Here is a 19723-nt window from a genome sequence, read left to right on the forward strand (position 1 = left end):
AGATCCCGCAAGAGGATTCCGTAGCGAGGTCCCCTGCCGAAGTTCCGTACCGAAAGCGATGTGACACCGCGATGCCCACCGTTCCCGTCCTCGACACCACCTTCCACTACCGCGAGTCCGGCGACCCCGACGGACTGCCGTTCGTCTTCCTCCACGGCAACCCCACCTCCTCCCACCTGTGGCGCAACGTCCTGCCCGGTGTGGCCGCGCCCGGCAGGCGGCTGCTGGCCCCCGACCTCGTCGGCATGGGCGACTCCGGGAAGCCCGATCTCGCCTACTCCTTCGACGACCACGCCCGCTACCTCGACGCCTGGTTCGACGCGCTCGGCCTGACCGAGGCCGTTCTCATAGGGCACGACTGGGGCGGCGCGCTCGCCTTCGACCGAGGTGCCCGGCTCCCGCACACCGTCCGGGGCATCGCCTTCACCGAGACCGTCGTCAAACCTCTGGTGGGCGACGAGTTCCCGGCAGCGGGCCGGGAGTTGTTCACCCTGCTGCGCACGCCCGGGGTGGGTGAGGACATGATCCTGGAGAAGTCGCTGTTCATCGAGGGGCTCCCGGACACCCTGGCCACCCCGCTGGCCCCCGCCGATCTGGAGGTCTACCGCCGCCCCTACCCGACTCCGCACAGCCGCCGCCCGGTGCTGGCGTGGACCCGCATGATGCCGCTGGACGGCGAGCCGGCCGATGTCGTGGCCCGTATCGAGCGCTACGACGCCTGGCTGGCGGCCGGCCCGGAAGTCCCCAAGCTGCTCGCCGCGTTCGAGCCGGGACCGGGCGCCATGACCGACCGGGGCGCCGTGGCCTGGTGCGAGGCGAACATCGCGGGCCTGGAGGTGTCCCGCCACGGCCCGGCGGGTCACCACACCCCGGAGGACCGCCCGGAGGAACTGGCCGGCGCGATCGACGCCTGGGCGACCCGCCACGGGCTGGCACGTTCCTAGGAAGCGCCCTGCCCGGTGGCGTCGAGCAGGGCCGTCTCCGCCTCGTTCAGCTTCAGCGAGGCCGCCCGGGCGGAGTCCTGGACCGACGCGGGGCGGCTGGCCCCCGGAACCGGGACCATGGCAGGTGAGCGGGTCAACAGCCAGGCCAGCGCCACCTGTTGCGGGCTGACACCGTGGGCGGATGCGACCCGGTGGAAGGGCGTGCCCGCAGAGGCCGGCTCGGGCGGGCCGTCGAGTGAGCTTCGGGTGATGCCGCCCAGCGGACTCCACGGCAGGAAGGCGAGCCCCAGCCGTCTGCTCAGCCGCAGCTCCGGCTCACTGTCCCGCACGGCGGGGGAGTAGCGGTTCTGTACGGAGACCAGCCCCTCGCCGAGGATGGTATGCGCCTCGCGGATCTGGTCCGTCGTCACATTGGAGATCCCGGCGGCCCGGATCGTGCCGGCGTCGAGCAGATCGCGCAGCGCGCCGACGGATTCGGCCCAGGGCACGTCGGGATCCGGTTTGTGCAGCTGGTAGAGGCCGATCGCCTCGACACCCAGCCGCCGGGCCGAGGCCTCGGCCGCACGCCTGAGGTGACCGGGCGATCCGGTGACGGTCCAGCTGCCGTCCCCGGGGCGCCCCCGCCCGCCCTTGGTGGCGACCAGCACGCCGGAGGTGTCGCCGGGGTAGCACCGCAGCGCCCGGGCGATGAGGAGTTCGTTGTGACCGGTCTCCCCGGCGTGCCAGTGGTAGCTGTCGGCCGTGTCGATGAGCGTGATGCCCGCGTCCAGGGCGGCGTGGACGGTGGCGACGGCCCGCGCCTCGTCCGGGCGGCCCTCGATGGAGAGCGGCATGGCACCCAGCCCGATGGCGCTCACCGCGGTGCTGCCGATCGTGCGGTACTGCATGGCGGTGTGCTCCTCAGGCCGCAGGGACGGTGGAAACGGCAAGGGATTCGGCGACGGCGCCGGGCAGCCAGTCGGCGGTGCGCGCGAAGGTGAAGCCCAGTCGCTTCGCCCGGTCGTTGCTCATGGCGTAGTGCCGGTCGAAGGAGAACGGCCCGGCCGGCTCCTTCGCGGCGGCCGTCCGGTGCACGGGCGTCCGGCCGGTGGCCGCGCCGATCGCCGCCGCCAGGCCGTGGACGTCGAGCAGTCCGTCGGAGCAGGCGTTCAGCGGACCCGTGAAGCCGTCGGCCGTGGCCGCCCACAGGAGGAGGCCGGCCAGCTCCTCGTAGTGGATGAAGACCGTGGGCAGCTCCTCGGGGCGGACGACGAACTCCGCTCCCCGCGAGATCCGTTCGGTGTAGTGCGCGAGGCGGCCGGTGAACTCCTGGGCGCCGCCGCCGAGTACATGGGCGCTGCGCACGGACACGTACGGGAACCGCCCGTCCCGGGTGAAGACGGCCTCCGCCTGGCGCTTGCCCTCGGCGTAGTGGGCGTCGAGATAGTCCGCGTCGTGCCAGGGCAGGTCCGTGCGCACCGGCCAGACGGCCGGGTCCACGGTCTCCTCCGGCACCGGGGTGTCGCGGGCGACGGCCGGCAGCGCGGCGGACGCGGGGTCGTAGACCTCGATGGTGGACGTCATGACGTACCGCCGGGTGCGGTCGCGGAAGACGCGGACCGCGCTCGCGGCCTGGACCGGGGTGTAGCAGATCTGGTCGACGACCGCGTCGAAGGTACGGGCGCCGAGCGCGGCGGACAGGGCGGCCTCGTCGTCGCGGTCGACGACGAAGTGCTCCGCCCCGGGCGGAGGCGGCGCGGAGCCGCGGTTGACGACCGTGACCCGGTGCCCGGCGAGAAGCAGCCGCTGGACCAGGAGCTTTCCGAAGTAGCGGCTGCCGCCGATGACGCAGATTCTTTGCATGCCCTTCATCCTGGCGACGTACGGTCATCAGCAGAAGTGCCGACCTGCTGGGTACGTCATAAGGAGAACTGTTGATCGACATACAGCGGCTTCGCGTCCTGCGGGCGGTGGCGGAGCACGGCAGCTTCAACCGGGCGGCGGCCGTCCTGCGGCTCACGCCCTCGGCCGTCTCCCAGCATGTGGCCGCCCTGGAGCGCAGCCTCGGCTCCCAGGTCGTGGCGCGCAGCACGCGCGGGGTCACCCTCACCCCGGCCGGCCGGATCATGGTCGGCGCGGCCGAGTCGGTGGCAGCCGAGCTGGAACACGCCCAGCAGCAGGTGAGCGAGCTCGGCACGGGCCGCACCCAGCTCACCGTCGCCACGTTCACCAGCGGTGGCAGGCTGCTGCTCCCCGGCGCCTTCGCCGAGTTGACGGCGGCCCACCCCGAAACAGTGCTGCATGTCAGGGAGTTCGAGCCCGAGGACAGCCTTCCACTGGTCCGGCAGGGAGCCGTCGACCTCGCACTCGCCTATCACTTCGACGGCCCGCTGCCCGGCCGGCCGGGCAGCGGGCCCGGGCTGGAGTGGACCCCGCTCATGGACGACCCCCTGCACGTCGTCCTGGGCGCGCGGCACCCCCTGGCCGGGCGCGAGGTGCTCGACCTCGCCGAGCTGGCGGGCGAGCCCTGGGTGCTCGGCTGTCTGAAGACCGAGGCCTACCTCCGCCGTTACGCCGAGCAGGCCGGTTTCGTCCCGGAGGTGCGCGGCACGACGAGCGACTACTTCTTCGCCCGTTCACTGGTCGCCGCGGGCCTGGGTATCTCGCTGATCCCGTCCATCGCGCTGACACCGGAGATACCCGGCCTGCGGACCGTCCCGGTCGGTCCACCGGCCCCGGCCCGGCACATCGGCGTCGCGGCGCTCGGCCACCACCGGGCTCGTCGTCAGATCACCACGCTGATCGGAGCCCTGAAGCGGCGGGTGGCGGCGCTGGAGGACGAGTGACCGACGCACGCCACCGCCACCGGTCCAGGGGGGTCCTCCAGGGTGCCGGGATGTCCACAGTGAGAGCGATGACCCGGGCCGACGCGGAGGCTGTACGCGTTGTACGCCGGCCCCTCCCTCATTGGTACCGGAATCGGCCGCGCCCTGCTGGAAGCGGTCCACGCGCATGCGCGCGCCCGGCGTTTCGACCTGATGCTGCTGTGGGTCCTCGACGCCAACACCAGGGCCCGCCGCTTCTACGAGAAGGCCGGCTACGCCGCCGATGGAGCCGTGCGGACGGAGGAGTACGACGGGGTGTCGGTGCCCGAAGTCCGTTACCGGCGCGCGCTGTAGGCGCCGGTGGGCCGTGTGCCGGGTGCGACGTCTGGAGGCGGGTCAGTGGTGGGCGGTCATATGGGCCAGGGTCTGTGCGGCGCCGTCCGGGGCGAAGGTGCCGTCCAGGGCGCCGGCCGCGCCCTCGGCCGCCTCGGCGGAGCGGGGCAGCAGGATCTTCTCGTAGGCGGTGACGGCCTCGTCGACGTCCGCGTGGTCCAGGAGGGCCTGTGCGAGGTCGGCGCCGTCGCGCATGGCGAGATTGGCGCCCATGCCGGAGAGCGGCGACATCAGATGGGCGGCGTCGCCGAGCAGGGTGACCCCGGCGGTGCGCTCCCAGGTGTGGGGGACGGGCAGCGCGAACAGCGGTCGGTCGGTGTAGCCGGTGTCGGTGGTGGTGAGGTAGGCGCGCAGCGCCGCGTCCCAGCCGGTGAAGCGCTCCAGGAGTGCGTCGCGGACGGCGTCGGGGTCGGCCGGGTCGATGCCAGCCCGCCGGTGCCAGTCCTCGGGGGTGCGCAGGCCGAGGTAGACGCGGATGTGGCCGCCGCTGTTGCGCTGGGCGACGATGCCGAGGTTGTCGTCGAGCGCCATCATCGTGCCGTTGCCGGTGAGGGCGGCCAGTTCGGGGTGGCGGGTGTCGGCGTCGTCGAGTCCGGTCTCGACGAAGGTGACGCCGGTGTAGACGGGCATCGCGTCCGACACCAGCCGGCGGACGCGTGACCAGGCGCCGTCGGCGCCGATGACCAGGTCGGTGCCGGCGGTGCTGCCGTCGGCGAAGTACAGACGGTGGCGGCCGTCGCCGAGCGGTTCCGCGCGGTCCAGCTTGTGACCCCACCGGACCGTGCCGGGGGTGAGCGAGCCGAGGAGGAGACCGCGCAGCCGGCCGCGGTCGATCTCCGGGCGGCCCCGGCCGTCCTCCGGCGGGGCGGAGTCGAACATGATCCGCCCGTCGCGTCCGACCAGGCGCCACTGCTCGCCCTCGGGCCGGGCCAGCGCGGCGAAGGCGTCCCACAGCCCGGCGGCGCGCAGGGCGTGCTGACCGGTGTCGGGGTGCATGTCGAGGGTGCCGCCCTGGGCGCGGGCGGTCGGGGATGCGTCGAGTTCGTAGACGGTGACGTCGAGGCCGTGGCGCTGGAGGACACGGGCGCAGACGAGGCCGCCGGGTCCGGCGCCGATGACGGCGATACGGGCGGCGGATATGGGGTGGGGGATGCGGTTCACGGCGACCTCCGTGGTCGTACGTCGAGCTGAGAGTGGGCGGGGGAAGAGGAGAACGGCGACGCCGTCGAGGGCGCCGGGCCGGTGCGTACCGGCGGAATCCCCCGGCTTCGCGGCGGGTCCTCCCGTAGCCACAGAAGCACAACGACCAAAAAAGTGCAACGGTACAACTTTTGGGATCAGGCACCCTTGTGTACGATAAAAGAATGACGACACCGATCGGACGGCGGGAACGCAAGAAGGCCGCCACGCGCAAGGCGCTCGCGGACGCCGCTCTGCGGCTCTTCTGCGCACACGGATACGACGCCGTGACCCTGCACGACGTCGCCGAGGCGGCCGACGTCTCCACCACCACGCTGCTCAAGCACTTCCCCGGCAAGGAGGCGCTCGTCTTCGACGAGGAGGCCGACCAGGAGGCCGGGCTCGTCGCGGCCGTCCGCGACCGCGCCCCCGGCACGACGATCCCCCAGGCCCTGTGCGCCCAGGTCAAGCGCGCCCGTGTCCGCTCGGCCGGCTCCGACCCCGCCTACCGCGACTTCCTCGACCTGGTGACCGGCACCCCGGCGCTCAGCGACTACGCGCACCGCATGTGGATGCGCCACCAGGACGCCCTTGCCCGGGCGATCGCCGCGGACATCGGCGCCCCGGCCGACGATCCGCGCTGCGCCGCCCTGGCGCGGTTCGCCCTGGAGAGTTCCGCCCTGGCCCACGACGCCGCAGACGCCGGGCACGCCGTCGACGTCGCCTTCGATCTGCTCGAACACGGGTGGGACGGCGGCCGGGCGCAGGGTCACCCCGGCTGAGGGACCAGCCGGTCCAGACCCTTGCGGTCGTAGTAGCGCGTCATCGCGAAGCCGAACACGAGCGCCGCCACGAAGCCGATCGCCACCATGATCCAGCCCCGGGTGAGCCCCGCGTCCGCCTGGGCGTCGAAGTACAGGATCGCCCTGACACCGGCGGCGAGCTGGCGCATGGGTTCGAAGGCGGCCAGGAACCGGTAGAACGACGGCACGGCCTCCAGCGGCACCGTGGCACCGGACGACGGCAGCGCCAGCGCGATGAACACGAACATGGCCACGAGCTGCCCGACGCTGCCGAACGCGGCGTTGATCGCCTGGACACCCAGACCGACCGCGAGGCACGCGCAGTACGAGAACAGCCACAGCTGCACCACATGGGGTGCGTCCATCCCCAGGACGGTGATGGTCGCCACCATGAGCGCCGTGGTGGTCAGCACCGTCAGTCCCGCGGTCATGACCATCTTCAGCAGCAGTGTCTGCGTCCGGTCGATCGGCAGGGTCGGGCGCCGGGTGTGCCAGGGGCCGATCTCGGTGTCCGCGTAGCCGAGGGAGGTGTCGACACCGGTGTGCACGATGTTGGCGCTCAGGAACCCGGCGAGCACCAGCAGCAGCGTGTAGTAGAAAGCGCTCAGCCCCAGACCGGTGTGTTCCCCGATCGGATGCCCCACCCGCGTGCTCACCGCCACCGGGTCGGTGAGGAGAAGACGCGTCGTGGCGTTCGCCCCGGCGGCCGTGGCCGACTTCGTCAGCTGCTTCCCGATCGACAGCGACGACTGCTGGGCGGCCTTCTGGGCGATCTGGGCCGCAAGGGAGGAACCGAGGCTGCCCGCGCCCGGGTTGGTCAGCACCGTCATCGTCGGCCGGACCGTCGCCCGGGCCGTCGTCAGCCGCCCCACCGACGCGGTGAAGTCGCCGGGGATCTCCAGCGCGCCGAACACCTTGCCCGCCGCCAGCTTCTGCTGCGCCTCCGCCCGGCTCACCCGGTGCCACCGCACCTGCTTGCCGGGGGTGGAGGCGACGACCGCCGCGCTGACCTGGGTGCCCAGGTTCTCCCGCTGGCCCGGCAGCGGAGCGCCGGTGTCCGCGTTCACCAGAGCGATCGGCAACTGGTCCAGGCTGCGGGCCGGCGTGAGGATGCCGCCCATGTAGAGCAGCGACAGCACCAGGGTGACCAGGATGCTGAGCAGGCCCGGAGCGAGCCAGATCTTCCACCGGCGCAGCACTCGGCCGGCGGAGGCCGGCGGGCCGGGGACGCGGGCGGGGATCTCGGTAGCCATACCACTCCACGGGCTCGTGACGGCGATGCGGTCGCTGAAGGGCCCACGGAAGCGGACGGTTCCCTCGTTCCCTGGGCTGCCGCAGGCACCGCCTGCGGACGCATCACGACCATAGAGCGAGCACGACGGAACGGAAGGTTACGACACTTTGACGGCAGGTCATGTCGTGGTGCGCACGCACCGCCCCGCGCGGCGGCCGGCCTCGCTGCGGGCCGGCCGCCGCACGGGAACGCCGAGGTCAGGCGCCCCAGCGCAGGGCGATCGTGTCGCCCGCGTTGATGACCTTGTTCCGGGCGGCGCCGGCGAAGGCCGAGCCGTCCACGCCGACCTTCCAGGTGTTCGACCCGCTGTTGGCCTTGCCGTTGAGGGCCGTGATCGTGCCGGTGCCCGAGGAGGGCGTCACCCCGCTGACACAGCCCGACGGGGTCGCCGCCGTCGTCGCCGCGTCGAGGACCGCGCCGAGCGTGGTCGTCGTCCCGGTCGGGGTGAAGGAGACGGAGCACACCTTCAGGCCGCCCGTGCCGTCGTCCACGGTGAGGGCCAGCTTGGTGGCGGTGCCGGGCGTGAACGCGGACTGCGCCACCCACTGCGGCGCGCCGCTGGTGGCGGGCGCCGGGGGAGTGGCGGTGAAGCCCCCTCCCGCGACCGCACGCAGCCCGTCGATGGAGGCGTAGGCGGACGGCGAGGTGTCGCTCGGCAGGTACTTGAATCCGCCGCCGGGGTTGAACTGCTGGGCGATCAGGAAGTCGACGGGGGTCTTGCCCGCCGAGGTCAGGAAGTCGCCCGTCTGCGGGTTGATGCCACAGGCGTTCAGGCCGGACACGGCCCAGCCGTTGGAGTCGGTGTTGACGCCGAACATGGCGTTGAACGCGCCGCTCGTGGGCACCAGTTTGCTCTTGAGGAACGCCTTGGCCTGCGTGATGTCGGTGTCCGTGTTCGGCACGCCGGAGACGCAGAGCGCCGCCATCGCGGCACCGGTCATGTCGATGTCGCTCGTGCTGCCGAGCTGGCCCGCGTCGCCCTCGGCCTTGCTGTAGTTCCAGCCGCCGTCGTTGTGCTGGTTGGCGCGGATGCGGGTGATCAGCGCGGAGCGCAGCGCCTGGGGTATGCGCTGCGCTCCGGCCTGGGTCTTCGCGCCGCCCAGGGCGAGCGCGGCGAAGACGGTGCCGTTGAAGTTGGCCGAAGGGCCGAAGTAGCCCGGCTCCGCCGTCTGCCAGTAGCCGTAGATGTCGCCGATCAGGTTGCGGGAGGCGGAGACCCGGGCCGGGTCGATGCCGGCCGCGTACGCGTTGAGGGTGGCGCGTTCGTAGTCGGTCACCACCGGTGTCGCCGAGGGCCAGCCCGCCGTGGCGAGCAGACCGCGGTAGACGGATCTCGCGTTCTTCGTGGCGTCGCCGCCCGGTGTGACGTCGACGGCCGCCGTACCGGCGGAGGCGAGCGCGCTGAACGCCCACTCGTTGGAGAGTCCCGCTCCGGCGTACGAACCGTCCGCCGCCTGAAGGGACTTGAGGTATGCGACACCGTTCGTCTTCGAGGTGGCGATCTGGGCCGGCGTGGCGGTCGCCGCGGCCGGCAGGACGCTCAGACAGAGCGCCCCGAGGGAGACGGTCGCCGTGAGGGCGAGACGGGTCGGGATGAGGGTACGGGGCATGGCCTGCTCCTGTGATGAGGGGCGCCGGCCGGGCCCCGCGTCCCGCCTCGAAGGCAGGGCAGCAGTGGCAGGGGCCGCCGCCCGAACGCGTGGACCGGCTTCCTGTGGTGCACCGCCGCCATGGGCATTCGGGCTCGGAGCGGTCCCCGCCGCTCCACACCGTTGCGCGTCAGCCCCGGCCTCTCACCGGGTTCCCCCATGTGGCAGCCCAGGACGCTACCCCAGGCCGTGCGGTCCTGCCAGCAGCCCCCGCGCCGCCCTCCGCGCGCTGCCACACGTCGTCTTGACGCCGTGTGCGGCACCGTGCTCCAATCCGCCTGATAAGCACGAGGTTCCAGGGGAAGCCGGTCGAAATCCGGCGCTGACCCGCAACCGTAGGCCCGGCATCCGCCGGGCGAGCCGGATTACCTGGGCCCTGATCTGCAGCGAGAAACGCCGTCGCGGACTACGGCGTGGTCGACAGCTCCACCCCGTGGTGACCTCTGGGGTGCGGGCGCCTCTGCCACGTTCCTGTCCTCGCGGCGCCAGGACGAGGGGGCCGCGGTGGGGACCGCAACGGCACAGCGAAGAGACCGACAGGCGGGGGCCCGTGCGTTCCTGGCCCTGATATCCGCGGCGTTCCTGCTGCTTGCCATGTGCGTGACACTCGTCACCGTCACCCCCGCCTCGGCCGACCCCCTCGGGGACTGCACGGCCAGCAGGGGCGCGATCGTCGCCGTCGACTTCGGTCCCTTCGGCGGCAAGGTCGAGCGCGGCTGCGACACGACACCGACGACCGGGTACGAACTCCTCCACGAGGCCGGGTTCACCACCGAGGGCACCCAGCACGACGGCCCCGCCTTCATCTGCCGTATCGGCCTCGGCTCCGGCACGCAGTACCCGACGACGGCCCAGGAATCCTGCGTCCTCACCCCGCCCGCCACCGCCTACTGGTCCTACTGGATCGCCTCGCCGGGCCAGAACAAGTGGACCTACAGCCAGTACGGGGCCATGGACCGCAAGCCCAAGGACGGCGATGTCGACGCCTGGGTGTTCGGCGGCACCGACATCGGCGGAACCACCGGCAAACCGGCCTTCACCCCGGACGAGGTGCGGGCCCAGGGCGGCACGGGGACCCCCGACCCCGGGAACACCCCCACCGTCGCGCCGGGGGCGATCGACCTCGCCGCCGCCTCGGCCTGGGTCGACAGCGCGCTCAAGGACGGCGAACGCGTTGTCGACGACGGCGCCGACACCCCCAACTACCTGCTGACCACCGAGGCGGCCTACGCACTCGCCGCCACCGGCGGCCACGGCGGTACCCTCGACAAGGTCACCGCCTTCCTCGCCGCCCACGCCGACGACTACGCCTACCCCTCGGGCGCGGGCCAGGCACCGGACGCGACCGCCGCCGCCCGCCTCGCCCTGGTGGCCGAGGCCACGGAGGGCGACCCGCGCCACTTCGGCGGCCACGACCTGATCGCCGGCCTCGTGGACAACGTCTGCACCACCGGCCCGACGACCTCCGGCTGCACCGCCCCGGGCGACTTCCGCAACGCCTCCTACGGCGACGGCCAGGCGCTCGCCGTCCTGGCCCTGCTCCGCGCCGACGCCGTCCCCCCGGCCGCGGCCGTCGAGCGGCTGACCCAGCTCCAGTGCGACGACGGCGGGGTCACCGGCATCCTGATCGGCCCCGACGAGTACTGCGACGGCGACCCCGCCACCACCGGTCTCGTGGCGCTCGCCCTGAAGGAGGCCGGCGGCCGGGACGCGGCCGTCGCCAAGGCCCGTACGTACCTGAAGAAGGCACAGAGCGAGAACGGTTCCTTCGCCGGCTACACCGGTTCCGCCACCGGCAGCGTCCACGCCACCGCGTACGCCGCCCAGGCGCTGCGCGCACTCGGCGACACCGCGCAGGCCGACGCGGCCGTCTCCTGGCTCTCGCGCGAGCAACTGGACGGCGGCGGCTTCGGCTTCGAGCAGGACGCCACCGACCCGGCGCTGTACGCGACCTCGCCCGCCGTCCTCGCCGGCGCCGGGACCGACCTCGTCCGCCTGACGGTGAAGGAGTCCGGGCCGACCGACCCGCCCACCACCGGGCCGCCCACGACGAAGCCGCCCACCACCGCCCCGACCCGCCCCGCCGGCGAAGGCCCCGACCTGAAGAAGGGCGTCGCCTACCTCACCAGCGCGGCCAACCTGAAGCAGGGGCAGTACTACGTCGCGGGGACCGGCTCGGGCCACGCGGACTTCGGCCTCACCATCGACGGTGCCTACGCGCTCGCGGCGACCGGCCTGAACAACGACAAGCTGCGCGGGATCGTCGACTTCCTCGACAAGGGCGGCAAGGACGGCGAAGGAAGAACCCTCCAGGACTGGACCGGGACCGGCACCGAGTACGCGCTCGGCGGGTCCATCGGCAAGGCCGCCCTGCTGGCCGAGGCCGTGGGCCGCGACCCCCGCGCCTTCGGCGGCAAGGACCTCGTCGCCGGACTCGATGCGGCCGTGTGCGCCGCGCCGAGCAAGGCGCCGGACCGCAGCTGCGCCGCCAAGGGCGCCTACACCTACGCCCCTTCCGTCTTCTCCCAGTCGCTGGCGGTCATGGCCCAGCTGAGAGCCGGTGAGAAGAAGGCGGCCCAGGACCCGATCGCGTACCTGGAGAGCCTCCAGCACGGCAGCGGTGCCTGGCCCAGCCTGATCCCCGCCACGGGCGACTCCGACGTCGACTCCACCGCCATCGCCGCGATGGCCCTGGACCTCGCCGGCGGCGAGAAGGCGGACCGGGCCGTCGACAAGGCGCTCGGCTGGATCGCGGGCAAGCAACTGCCCGACGGGGGCTTCCCCGGGGCAGCCGGTGACTCGGTCAACTCCGCCGCCCTCGCGGTCCAGGGGCTCTCCCTGGACGCCGAGCGCTACGACGCAGAGATCGCCAAGGCCCGTAAGTTCCTCGCCGGCCAGCAGAACGGCGACGGCGGGTTCAACGTGGCGAAGGAAGGCCAGCGCGGATCGGATCTGCGCGCCTCCACCCAGGCGGTGGGCGGGGCGACCGGCATCTCGTTCGGCACGCTGGAGCGCAGCCTCACCGGCACCGCACCCCAGCCCACCCCGAGCCCCGGCGCCTCCACCCCGCAGATCGTCACCCCCGACGACTCGACGGGCGGCACGGGCGGCATCGCCGACACCGGCACGGGCGGCTCCGGCGGAGGGGCACTGGCCTCGACCGGTGTGCAGGCCGTCGCCCTCGCCGGTTTCGCCGCCCTGCTCGTCGGCGCCGGATGGCGCGTGGTCGTCATGGGCCGTCGCCGGGCCGCCGCAGGGGAGCGGGCATGAGCATCCCGGCATGGCGCAGGGCCGTCCGAGCGGCGGCCGCCCTTCTGCTGTCCGCTGCCGCGCTGACGGCCAACGCCTCCTCGGCGGCGGCCGATCCGCAGCCGATGGGCCGGTGCACCACCACCTCCGGCGTCGTGCTCGCGGTCGACTTCAGCCACTGGGGCGGCCCCGTCTACCGCTCCTGCGGCACCACACCCACCACCGGGTACGAACTCCTCAACCAGGGCGGCTGGCGCACCACCGGCACCGGGCACGACGGCCCGGCGTTCATCTGCCGGATCGGCTACAGCGGCCACCGGGGCGGCAAGCAGTACCCCACCCCTCAGCAGGACGACTGCGTCCTGACGCCGCCCGCCTCCGCGTACTGGTCCTACTGGCACGCCGACCCGGGCGCCAATTCCTGGGAGTACAGCCAGCTCGGGGCCATGCTCTACCGCCCGAAGCCGGGCAGCGTCGACCTGTGGATCTTCGGCGGCACCGACATCGGCGGCACCGAGGGCCGGCCCACGCTCACCCCGGACCAGCTGCGCGCCCACAACACCCGGGCGCAGGGCAACGCGGGCAAGCCCGCCTCGACCGAGCGCGCCCCCGAGCTGCCACCGGGCACCGACACCGGCCCCCAGCCGTCCGAGCCGAAGAGACCGTCGCCCACCGAGCCGGCCTCCGCCAGGGCGAAGCCGTCCCCGAGCCCGTCGCCCAGCGCCTCCGACTCCCCGTCACCGAGTCCGTCCGGGACCGTCACGCCCAGCCCGGCCCCCAGCGCCCCGGGCACGGGAAAGAAGGTGGTCGACGCCGAGCCGGCCGCCGACGCGAAGGCCGACGCGGGCTCCCGCGTGCCGGTGATCGTCGGCGGGGCGCTGATCGTGCTCGTCGCCGGGGCGGCCGTATACGCGGCCGTACGCCGGCGCCGCACGGAGTGACCCGGGTGCCGGACACCGCTCCCGAATCGGCCGCACCGGTGTCCGGCCACGCGCCGGACACCGGCGGCCGACGCCTGCCCAGGACGCTGCACCCGGTCGCCTGGTGGATCTGGGCGCTCGCCCTGGCCACGGCCGTGAGCCGCACCAACAACCCGCTGCTGCTGTTCCTCGTCCTCGCGGTCCTCGGATACGTCGTCACCGCCCGCCGCACCGAAGCCCCCTGGGCGCGCGGCTTCAAGTACTACCTCTGCCTCGCCCTCACCGTCGTCGCGATCCGCGTCCTGTTCCGCGCCGTGTTCGCCACCGGCATCACCCCGCACGACCACTTCCTCTTCTCGCTCCCGCACATCCCCACCCCCGACTGGTACGCCGGCATCCGGCTGGGCGGCCCCGTCTCGCTGGAAGCCCTGCTCTCGGCCGCCACCGACGGGCTGCGGCTCGCCTGCATGCTGTGCTGCATCGGCGCCGCCAACACCCTCGCCAACCCCAAACGGGCCCTGCGCGTCCTGCCCGGCGCCCTGCACGAACTCGGGGTCGCCGTCACCGTCGCCATCAGCGTGGCCCCTCAACTCGTGCAGAGCGTCCAGCGCGTCGCCCGCGCCCGCCGGCTGCGGGCCGGACGCAACAGGGGCCTCAAGGCGCTGCGCGGCATCGTCGTCCCCGTCCTGGAGGACGCACTCGAACGCTCCCTGCGCCTCGCCGCCGGCATGGACTCCCGGGGCTACGGACGCGCCGGCACCGCCACCCGCCGCTCCCGGCGGATCACCGGCGCGCTCATGCTCCTCGGCATGTGCGGCCTGTGCGCCGGGGCCTACGGGCTCCTCGACGCGACCACACCCGCCTTCCTCGGACTCCCCGCGATGGCTGCGGGAGCCGTGCTGTGCGTGGCGGGCCTGCGGCTCGGCGGACGCCGGGTCTCGCGCACCACCTACCGGCCCGACCCGTGGCTGCTGCCCGAATGGACCGTCGCCGGCACCGGGGTGCTCTCCGCCGTCCTGCTCTTCGGCAACGTCGGCTTCGACGCGGCCGAGCTCAACCCCTCCATCTACCCCCTCAGCTGGCCCACCCTGCCGGCGGTGCCGACCTTCGCGATCCTGCTCGCCGGGACCGCCGGATTCCTCGCACCGCCGCCGGCCCCGCCGCACGCGGCCGTACCCCGGCAGCGCGCCGAGAAAGCCGAAGCCACGTGATCACCTTCGACCAGGTCACCGTCCAGTACGACGACGCGGCCCGGCCCGCCCTGCGCGAGATCGACCTCACCGTCGAGGAGGGCGAACTCTGCCTCGTCGTCGGCCACACCGGCGTCGGCAAGTCCACCCTCCTCGGCGCCGTCAACGGACTCGTGCCGCACTTCACCGGCGGCACCCTCCACGGCCGCGTCACCGTCGACGGCCGGGACACCGCCCACCACCCTCCCCGCGAACTCGCCGATGTCGTCGGTGTGGTCGGGCAGGACCCGCTCGACGGGTTCGTCACCGACACCGTCGAAGAAGAACTCGCCTATGCCATGGAGCAGTTGGCCATCGCACCCCCAGTCATGCGCAAGCGCGTCGAGGAGACCCTCGACCTGCTGGGCCTCGCCGACCTGCGCCACCGCGCCCTGCACGAACTCTCCGGCGGCCAGCAGCAGCGCGTGGCGATCGGCTCGGTCCTCACCGCGCACCCCCGCGTCCTCGTCCTCGACGAACCCACTTCCGCCCTGGACCCCACCGCCGCCGACGAGGTCCTTGCCGCCGTCACCCGCCTCGTCCACGACCTCGGCGTCACCGTCCTCATGGCCGAGCATCGTCTCGAACGCGTCGTCCAGTACGCGGACCGGGTCATCCACCTCCCCGGCGACGGCCGCGCCGTCCACGGCGCCCCCGCCGACATCCTGCGCACCTCGTCCATCGCCCCGCCGATCGTGGAACTCGCCCGCGCCGCCGACTGGCACCCGCTGCCCCTGTCCGTCCGCGACGCCCGCCGCGCCGCCGCCCCGCTGCGCACCCGGCTCCGTGACGTCCGTCCCGCCCCCGTCCGCCCCGCCCCGGAGTCCGGACGCGCCACCCTGCTGACCGCGCGGGGCGTCACCGTCAGCTACCACGGTGTCCCCGCCGTCCGCGAGGCCGACCTCGACCTGCGCGGCGGCGAGATCACCGCGCTGATGGGGCGCAACGGCTCCGGGAAGTCCTCCCTGCTGTGGGCGCTCCAGGGGTCCGGACCACGCCGGGCCGGAACCGTACGCGTCACCTCGGACGGCGCCGCGCGCGACCCGCACACCCTGTCCGCCGCGCACGCCCGGCGGCTCGTCGGGCTCGTCCCGCAGACACCCGCCGACCTGCTCTACCTGGAGAGCGTCAAGCAGGAACTCGGCCAGGCCGACAGCGAGTCCGCCGACGGGGGCACCCCTGCCGGGGCGCGGGAGATCCTCGACCGGCTGGCCCCGGGCATCGCCGACGCCACCCACCCCCGGGACCTGTCCGAGGGGCAGAAGCTGGCCCTCGTCCTCGCGATCCAGCTCGCCGCGACCCCCCAGGTGCTGCTCCTGGACGAACCCACGCGCGGGCTGGACTACCGGGCCAAGGCGGAGCTGACCCGGATCGTCGCCGCACTCGCGGCCGAGGGGCGCGCGGTCGTCGTCTCCACGCACGACGTCGAGTTCGTGGCCCGCACCGCCGACCGGGTGGTCGTCATGGCCGAGGGCGACATCGTCGCGGACGGACCCACCTGCGAAGTCATCGTCGCCTCACCCGTGTTCGCACCGCAGACCGCCAAGATCCTCGCGCCGCTGCCCTTCCTCACCGTCGACCAGGTGACCGCGGCCCTGGAGGCACCCGACGCCCCGGCGGCCGACGGCGAGGACCGGACATGAGCACCACCACCGCGGCCATCCGGCTCACCCCCCGGGTCACGCTGGTCATCGCCCTGGCCGCGTTCCTCGGCGTGGTCGCGTTCTTCTGGCCCTTCGTCGTCGCTCCCGGCACATTCGGCTCGAACTACGCCCCGCCCCTCATCTTCGGCGTCCTGCTCGTCCTCGTCCTGTGCGTGGTGCTCTCCGAGATCGCCGAGGGCGGCATCAGCTCCAAGGCCCTCGCCATGCTCGGCGTCCTGTCCGCCGTCAACGCGGCACTGCGGCCCCTGGGCGCGGGAACGGCCGGCATCGAGACGGTCTTCTTCGTCCTGGTACTGGCGGGGCGCGTCTACGGCCCCGGCTTCGGCTTCACCCTCGGCTGCACCTCGCTCTTCACCTCCGCGCTGATCACGGGCGGGGTCGGGCCGTGGATGCCGTACCAGATGTTCGGCTGTGCCTTCGTGGGCATGCTCGCCGGGTTCCTGCCCCGGGCCACCGGCCGCCGCGAGGTCCTGATGCTCGCCGCGTACGGATCGGTCTCCGGCTACCTCTTCGGCTTCCTGCTCAATCTGTCCTTCTGGCCCTTCTCCCTCGACCCGAACAGCTCCATCGCCTATCTGCCCGGACTGCCGTTCACCGAGCAGTGGCACCGCTATCTCGCCTTCGACCTCGCCACCTCGCTCGGCTGGGACACCGGGCGGGCCGTCACCAACTTCGTCTGCATCGTGCTGGCGGGCCCCGCCGTGCTCACCACCTTCCGCCGCGCCGCCCGCCGCGCCCGCTTCCGGGCCCCGGTGCGCTTCACTCCTTCGGGACCCGCGGACGCCGACGGCCGGGACGCCTGAGCGCCGCTCAGGCACAGGCGCCCCGGCCGGCCGGTCACTGCCCGGTCACCTCCCGGTCAGGAGGACGGGAGTTCGGCGCGCACGGTACGGGCCGCGGTGACCAGGTTCTCCAGCGACGCCCTGGTCTCGGGCCAGCCGCGGGTCTTCAGGCCGCAGTCGGGGTTGACCCACAGGCGCTCGGCGGGGATGGCCTTCAGCCCCTTGCGGAGCAGGGCAGCGGCCTCGTCCGCGCCGGGCACGCGCGGCGAGTGGATGTCGTACACGCCGGGACCGGCCTCGCGCGGGTAGCCGTGGGCGGCGAGCTCGCGGGCGACCTGCATGTGGGAGCGGGCGGCCTCCAGGCTGATGACATCGGCGTCGAGGTCGTCGATGGCCTGGACGATGTCGCCGAACTCCGCGTAGCACATGTGGGTGTGGATCTGGGTGTCCGGCCGCACCCCGCTGGTGGTGAGGCGGAAGGACTCGGTGGCCCAGTCCAGGTAGGCCGCGTGGTCGGCGGCGCGCAGCGGCAGGGTCTCGCGCAGCGCCGGCTCGTCGACCTGGATCACCGAGGTGCCGTTCGCCTCCAGGTCGTCGACCTCGTCCCGCAGGGCGAGCGCGACCTGCCGGGCGGTGTCGCCGAGCGGCTGGTCGTCGCGGACGAAGGACCAGGCGAGCATGGTGACGGGCCCGGTGAGCATGCCCTTGACCGGACGGTCGGTCAGCGACTGCGCGTACGAGGTCCAGCGCACCGTCATCGGCTCGGGGCGGGAGATGTCGCCCGCCAGCACCGGCGGGCGGACGTAGCGGGTGCCGTACGACTGGACCCAGCCGTGCTGGGTGGCGAGGTAGCCGGTGAGCTGCTCGGCGAAGTACTGCACCATGTCGTTGCGCTCGGGCTCGCCGTGCACCAGGACGTCGATGCCGGTCTTCTCCTGGAACGAGATGACCTCGCCGATCTCGGCCTTGATCCGCTCCTCGTAACCGGCTGTGCCGATCCGGCCGGCCCGCAGGTCGGCGCGGGCGGTGCGCAGTTCACCGGTCTGCGGGAAGGAGCCGATGGTGGTCGTCGGCAGCACCGGCAGCCGCAGGTGCGCCCGCTGGGCGGCGGCGCGCTCGCTGTACGGCTGGGAACGCCGGCCGTCCGCGTCGGTGATCGCGGCGGCACGGGCGCGCACGGCAGGGTCGCGGGTGATCGGGGAGTGGGCGCGGGAGGCGAGGTCGGCGCGGTTGGCGGCGATCTCGGCGGTCACCGCGCCGGTGCCCTGGGCCAGCCCCCTGGCCAGCGTGACGACCTCGGCGGTCTTCTGCCTGGCGAAGGCCAGCCAGCGAAGGATCTGCGGGTCGATGTCCTTCTCGGGCGCGGTGTCCAGCGGGACGTGCAGCAGGGAGCAGGAGGCGGCCACATCGACCCGGTCGGCGAGGCCGAGGAGTGTCGCGAGCGTCGCCAGGGACTTCTCGTAGTCGTTGATCCAGATGTTGCGGCCGTTGACCACACCGGCGACGAGCCGCTTGCCGGGCAGTCCGCCGACGGCGGCGAGGTCGTCCAGGTTGGCGGCCGCCTCGTCGGTGAAGTCCAGCGCCAGGCCCTCGACCGGGGCCTTCGCCAGGACGGGCAGCGCCTCCCCGAGCCGGTCGAAGTAGGAGGCGACGAGCAGCTTGGGACGGTCGGTCAGCGCGCCGAGGTCACGGTAGGTGCGGGCGGCGGCGTTCAGCTCGGCCGGCGTCCGGTCCTGGACCAGGGCGGGCTCGTCGAGCTGTACCCACTCCGCGCCGGCGGCCCGCAGATCGGCGAGCACCTCCGCGTAGACCGGCAGCAGCCGGTCGAGCAGGGTGAGCGGTTCGAAGTCGGCGGCCACCCCGGGGGCGGGCTTGGCCAGCAGCAGATACGTGACAGGGCCGACGAGCACCGGGCGGGCGGTGTGGCCGAGCGCGAGGGCTTCCCTCAGCTCGGTGACCTGCCTGGCGGAGTCGGCGGTGAAGACGGTGTCCGGGCCGAGTTCGGGGACGAGGTAGTGGTAGTTGGTGTCGAACCACTTGGTCATCTCCAGCGGAGCCACGTCCTGGGTCCCGCGGGCCATCGCGAAGTACCCGTCGAGCGCGTCGGAGGCGACGGCCTCGCGGTGCCGGGGCGGGATCGCACCGACCATGACGCTGGTGTCCAGGACGTGGTCGTAGTACGAGAAGTCACCGGTGGGCACCTCGTGGACACCGGCGTCGGCCAGCTGCCGCCAGTGGGAGCGGCGCAGACCGGCCGCCGTCTCCCGGAGGGCGTCGGCGGTGACCCGGCCCTTCCAGTAGCCCTCGATGGCCTTCTTCAGTTCCCGGTTCGGACCCTGGCGGGGGTAGCCGTACACGGTGGCTCGTGCTGCCGCGGCTGCGGGCTTCGCTGTCACGGAAATCTCCTTCGCGAGATGACTCCTGAACATCCCGGGACGGGACGCGGACGCGAAGGGATGACGAACCGGACGGATTCCGGCACCCGTACGGTGCGGTCTCTCCGTCTGATGTGTACGCCGACCCGCCCACGAGGTCACCGGGATATCCGCACACGAATGGTCGTGTGCGGGCAACGGGCAGGTCTTCGGACTCGCGGGCACGTCTGCCGGGGCAGACTCCTACTGGCCGTCGCTTCCCGGATCCGGGCGGATCCAGTGCTGATGACGGCGGTCGTTCCCACTCACCGCTGCGGGGCAGTCCCGGATTCCCACCGGGTTCCCTCTTACGACGCTCCTGCCTGGCGGACAGGGCGAACCAGCTGCACGGACCACCCTAGAGGGTGTGCCACCCCCGCCACGCCACTGTTCACATTC

The 19723-nt window shown here is 73.0% G+C and carries 15 protein-coding genes and 3 riboswitches; of the genes, 9 read left to right on the plus strand and 6 right to left on the minus strand.

Annotated elements, in window-relative coordinates:
- Positions 1-71 precede the first annotated feature (71 nt).
- Entirely contained in the window at positions 72-944 is an 873-nt protein-coding gene (locus RLT58_RS34000; RefSeq protein ID WP_311314208.1) for a haloalkane dehalogenase, read from the plus strand.
- Here RLT58_RS34000 and RLT58_RS34005 read toward each other — a convergent pair.
- Together RLT58_RS34005 and RLT58_RS34010 are read right to left on the minus strand one after the other, a co-directional pair.
- Complete coding sequence (locus RLT58_RS34005) at positions 941-1831, minus strand: aldo/keto reductase (RefSeq protein WP_311314209.1); 891 nt, start codon at positions 1829-1831, stop codon at positions 941-943. The genes RLT58_RS34000 and RLT58_RS34005 overlap by 4 nt on opposite strands.
- Positions 1832-1844: 13 nt before the next feature.
- Positions 1845-2786 (minus strand): NAD-dependent epimerase/dehydratase family protein, encoded by a 942-nt coding sequence (locus RLT58_RS34010; RefSeq protein WP_311314210.1) that lies wholly within the window; start codon positions 2784-2786, stop codon positions 1845-1847.
- Positions 2787-2857: 71 nt separating this feature from the next.
- Here RLT58_RS34010 and RLT58_RS34015 point away from each other — a divergent pair, with 71 nt between their 5' ends.
- Both RLT58_RS34015 and RLT58_RS34020 read left to right on the plus strand, forming a co-directional pair.
- A complete protein-coding gene (locus tag RLT58_RS34015; protein WP_311314211.1) occupies positions 2858-3769 on the plus strand; it encodes a LysR family transcriptional regulator in 912 nt (303 codons plus the stop codon).
- Positions 3770-3859: 90 nt separating this feature from the next.
- Positions 3860-4102, plus strand: a complete 243-nt coding sequence (locus RLT58_RS34020; protein WP_311314733.1) for a GNAT family N-acetyltransferase — start codon at positions 3860-3862, stop codon at positions 4100-4102.
- Positions 4103-4144: 42 nt separating this feature from the next.
- Here the strand turns inward: RLT58_RS34020 and RLT58_RS34025 are convergent, their stop codons facing one another.
- Entirely contained in the window at positions 4145-5302 is a 1158-nt protein-coding gene (locus tag RLT58_RS34025) for an FAD-dependent oxidoreductase (RefSeq protein WP_311314212.1), read from the minus strand.
- 203 nt (positions 5303-5505) lie between these two features.
- Between RLT58_RS34025 and RLT58_RS34030 the strand changes: the two genes are divergently transcribed.
- Positions 5506-6102 carry a TetR/AcrR family transcriptional regulator gene (locus tag RLT58_RS34030; RefSeq protein WP_311314213.1) on the plus strand — a complete coding sequence of 199 codons (597 nt, stop codon included), beginning with the start codon at positions 5506-5508 and terminating at the stop codon, positions 6100-6102.
- Here RLT58_RS34030 and RLT58_RS34035 read toward each other — a convergent pair.
- Both RLT58_RS34035 and RLT58_RS34040 read right to left on the minus strand, forming a co-directional pair.
- Positions 6090-7376 (minus strand): YhgE/Pip domain-containing protein, encoded by a 1287-nt coding sequence (locus tag RLT58_RS34035; RefSeq protein WP_311314214.1) that lies wholly within the window; start codon positions 7374-7376, stop codon positions 6090-6092. The two genes, RLT58_RS34030 and RLT58_RS34035, sit on opposite strands and share 13 nt — an antisense overlap.
- Positions 7377-7614: 238 nt before the next feature.
- Positions 7615-9027, minus strand: coding sequence for a prenyltransferase/squalene oxidase repeat-containing protein (locus RLT58_RS34040; RefSeq protein WP_311314215.1), 1413 nt, complete (start codon positions 9025-9027; stop codon positions 7615-7617).
- A 122-nt stretch (positions 9028-9149) separates the two neighbouring features.
- Positions 9150-9227, minus strand: a riboswitch (cobalamin riboswitch).
- Between the two features lie 98 nt (positions 9228-9325).
- Positions 9326-9454: riboswitch (cobalamin riboswitch) on the plus strand.
- A gap of 206 nt (positions 9455-9660) precedes the next feature.
- Between RLT58_RS34040 and RLT58_RS34045 the strand changes: the two genes are divergently transcribed.
- The 5 genes from RLT58_RS34045 to RLT58_RS34065 are packed head-to-tail and all read left to right on the plus strand — an operon-like array spanning position 9661 to position 16931.
- Positions 9661-12336, plus strand: a complete 2676-nt coding sequence (locus RLT58_RS34045; protein WP_311314734.1) for a prenyltransferase/squalene oxidase repeat-containing protein — start codon at positions 9661-9663, stop codon at positions 12334-12336.
- Complete coding sequence (locus RLT58_RS34050; protein ID WP_311314216.1) at positions 12333-13256, plus strand: hypothetical protein; 924 nt, start codon at positions 12333-12335, stop codon at positions 13254-13256. The genes RLT58_RS34045 and RLT58_RS34050 overlap by 4 nt, the downstream gene beginning before the upstream one ends.
- 5 nt (positions 13257-13261) lie before the next feature.
- Positions 13262-14446, plus strand: coding sequence for an energy-coupling factor transporter transmembrane component T (locus RLT58_RS34055; protein ID WP_311314217.1), 1185 nt, complete (start codon positions 13262-13264; stop codon positions 14444-14446).
- The gene (locus RLT58_RS34060) at positions 14443-16107 is read left to right on the plus strand and encodes an ABC transporter ATP-binding protein (protein ID WP_311314218.1); all 1665 of its coding nucleotides are present in this window, start codon (positions 14443-14445) and stop codon (positions 16105-16107) included. Before RLT58_RS34055 ends, RLT58_RS34060 begins: the two co-directional genes overlap by 4 nt.
- Entirely contained in the window at positions 16104-16931 is an 828-nt protein-coding gene (locus RLT58_RS34065; protein ID WP_311314219.1) for an ECF transporter S component family protein, read from the plus strand. The genes RLT58_RS34060 and RLT58_RS34065 overlap by 4 nt, the downstream gene beginning before the upstream one ends.
- Positions 16932-16987: 56 nt before the next feature.
- On the opposite strand, the gene metE is transcribed toward RLT58_RS34065, so the two are convergent.
- Positions 16988-19306, minus strand: coding sequence for a 5-methyltetrahydropteroyltriglutamate--homocysteine S-methyltransferase (metE, locus tag RLT58_RS34070; RefSeq protein WP_311314220.1), 2319 nt, complete (start codon positions 19304-19306; stop codon positions 16988-16990).
- A gap of 161 nt (positions 19307-19467) precedes the next feature.
- Positions 19468-19684: riboswitch (cobalamin riboswitch) on the minus strand.
- Positions 19685-19723 lie beyond the last annotated feature (39 nt).

The organism is Streptomyces sp. ITFR-16 (assembly GCF_031844705.1).
GTDB lineage: Bacteria > Actinomycetota > Actinomycetes > Streptomycetales > Streptomycetaceae > Streptomyces.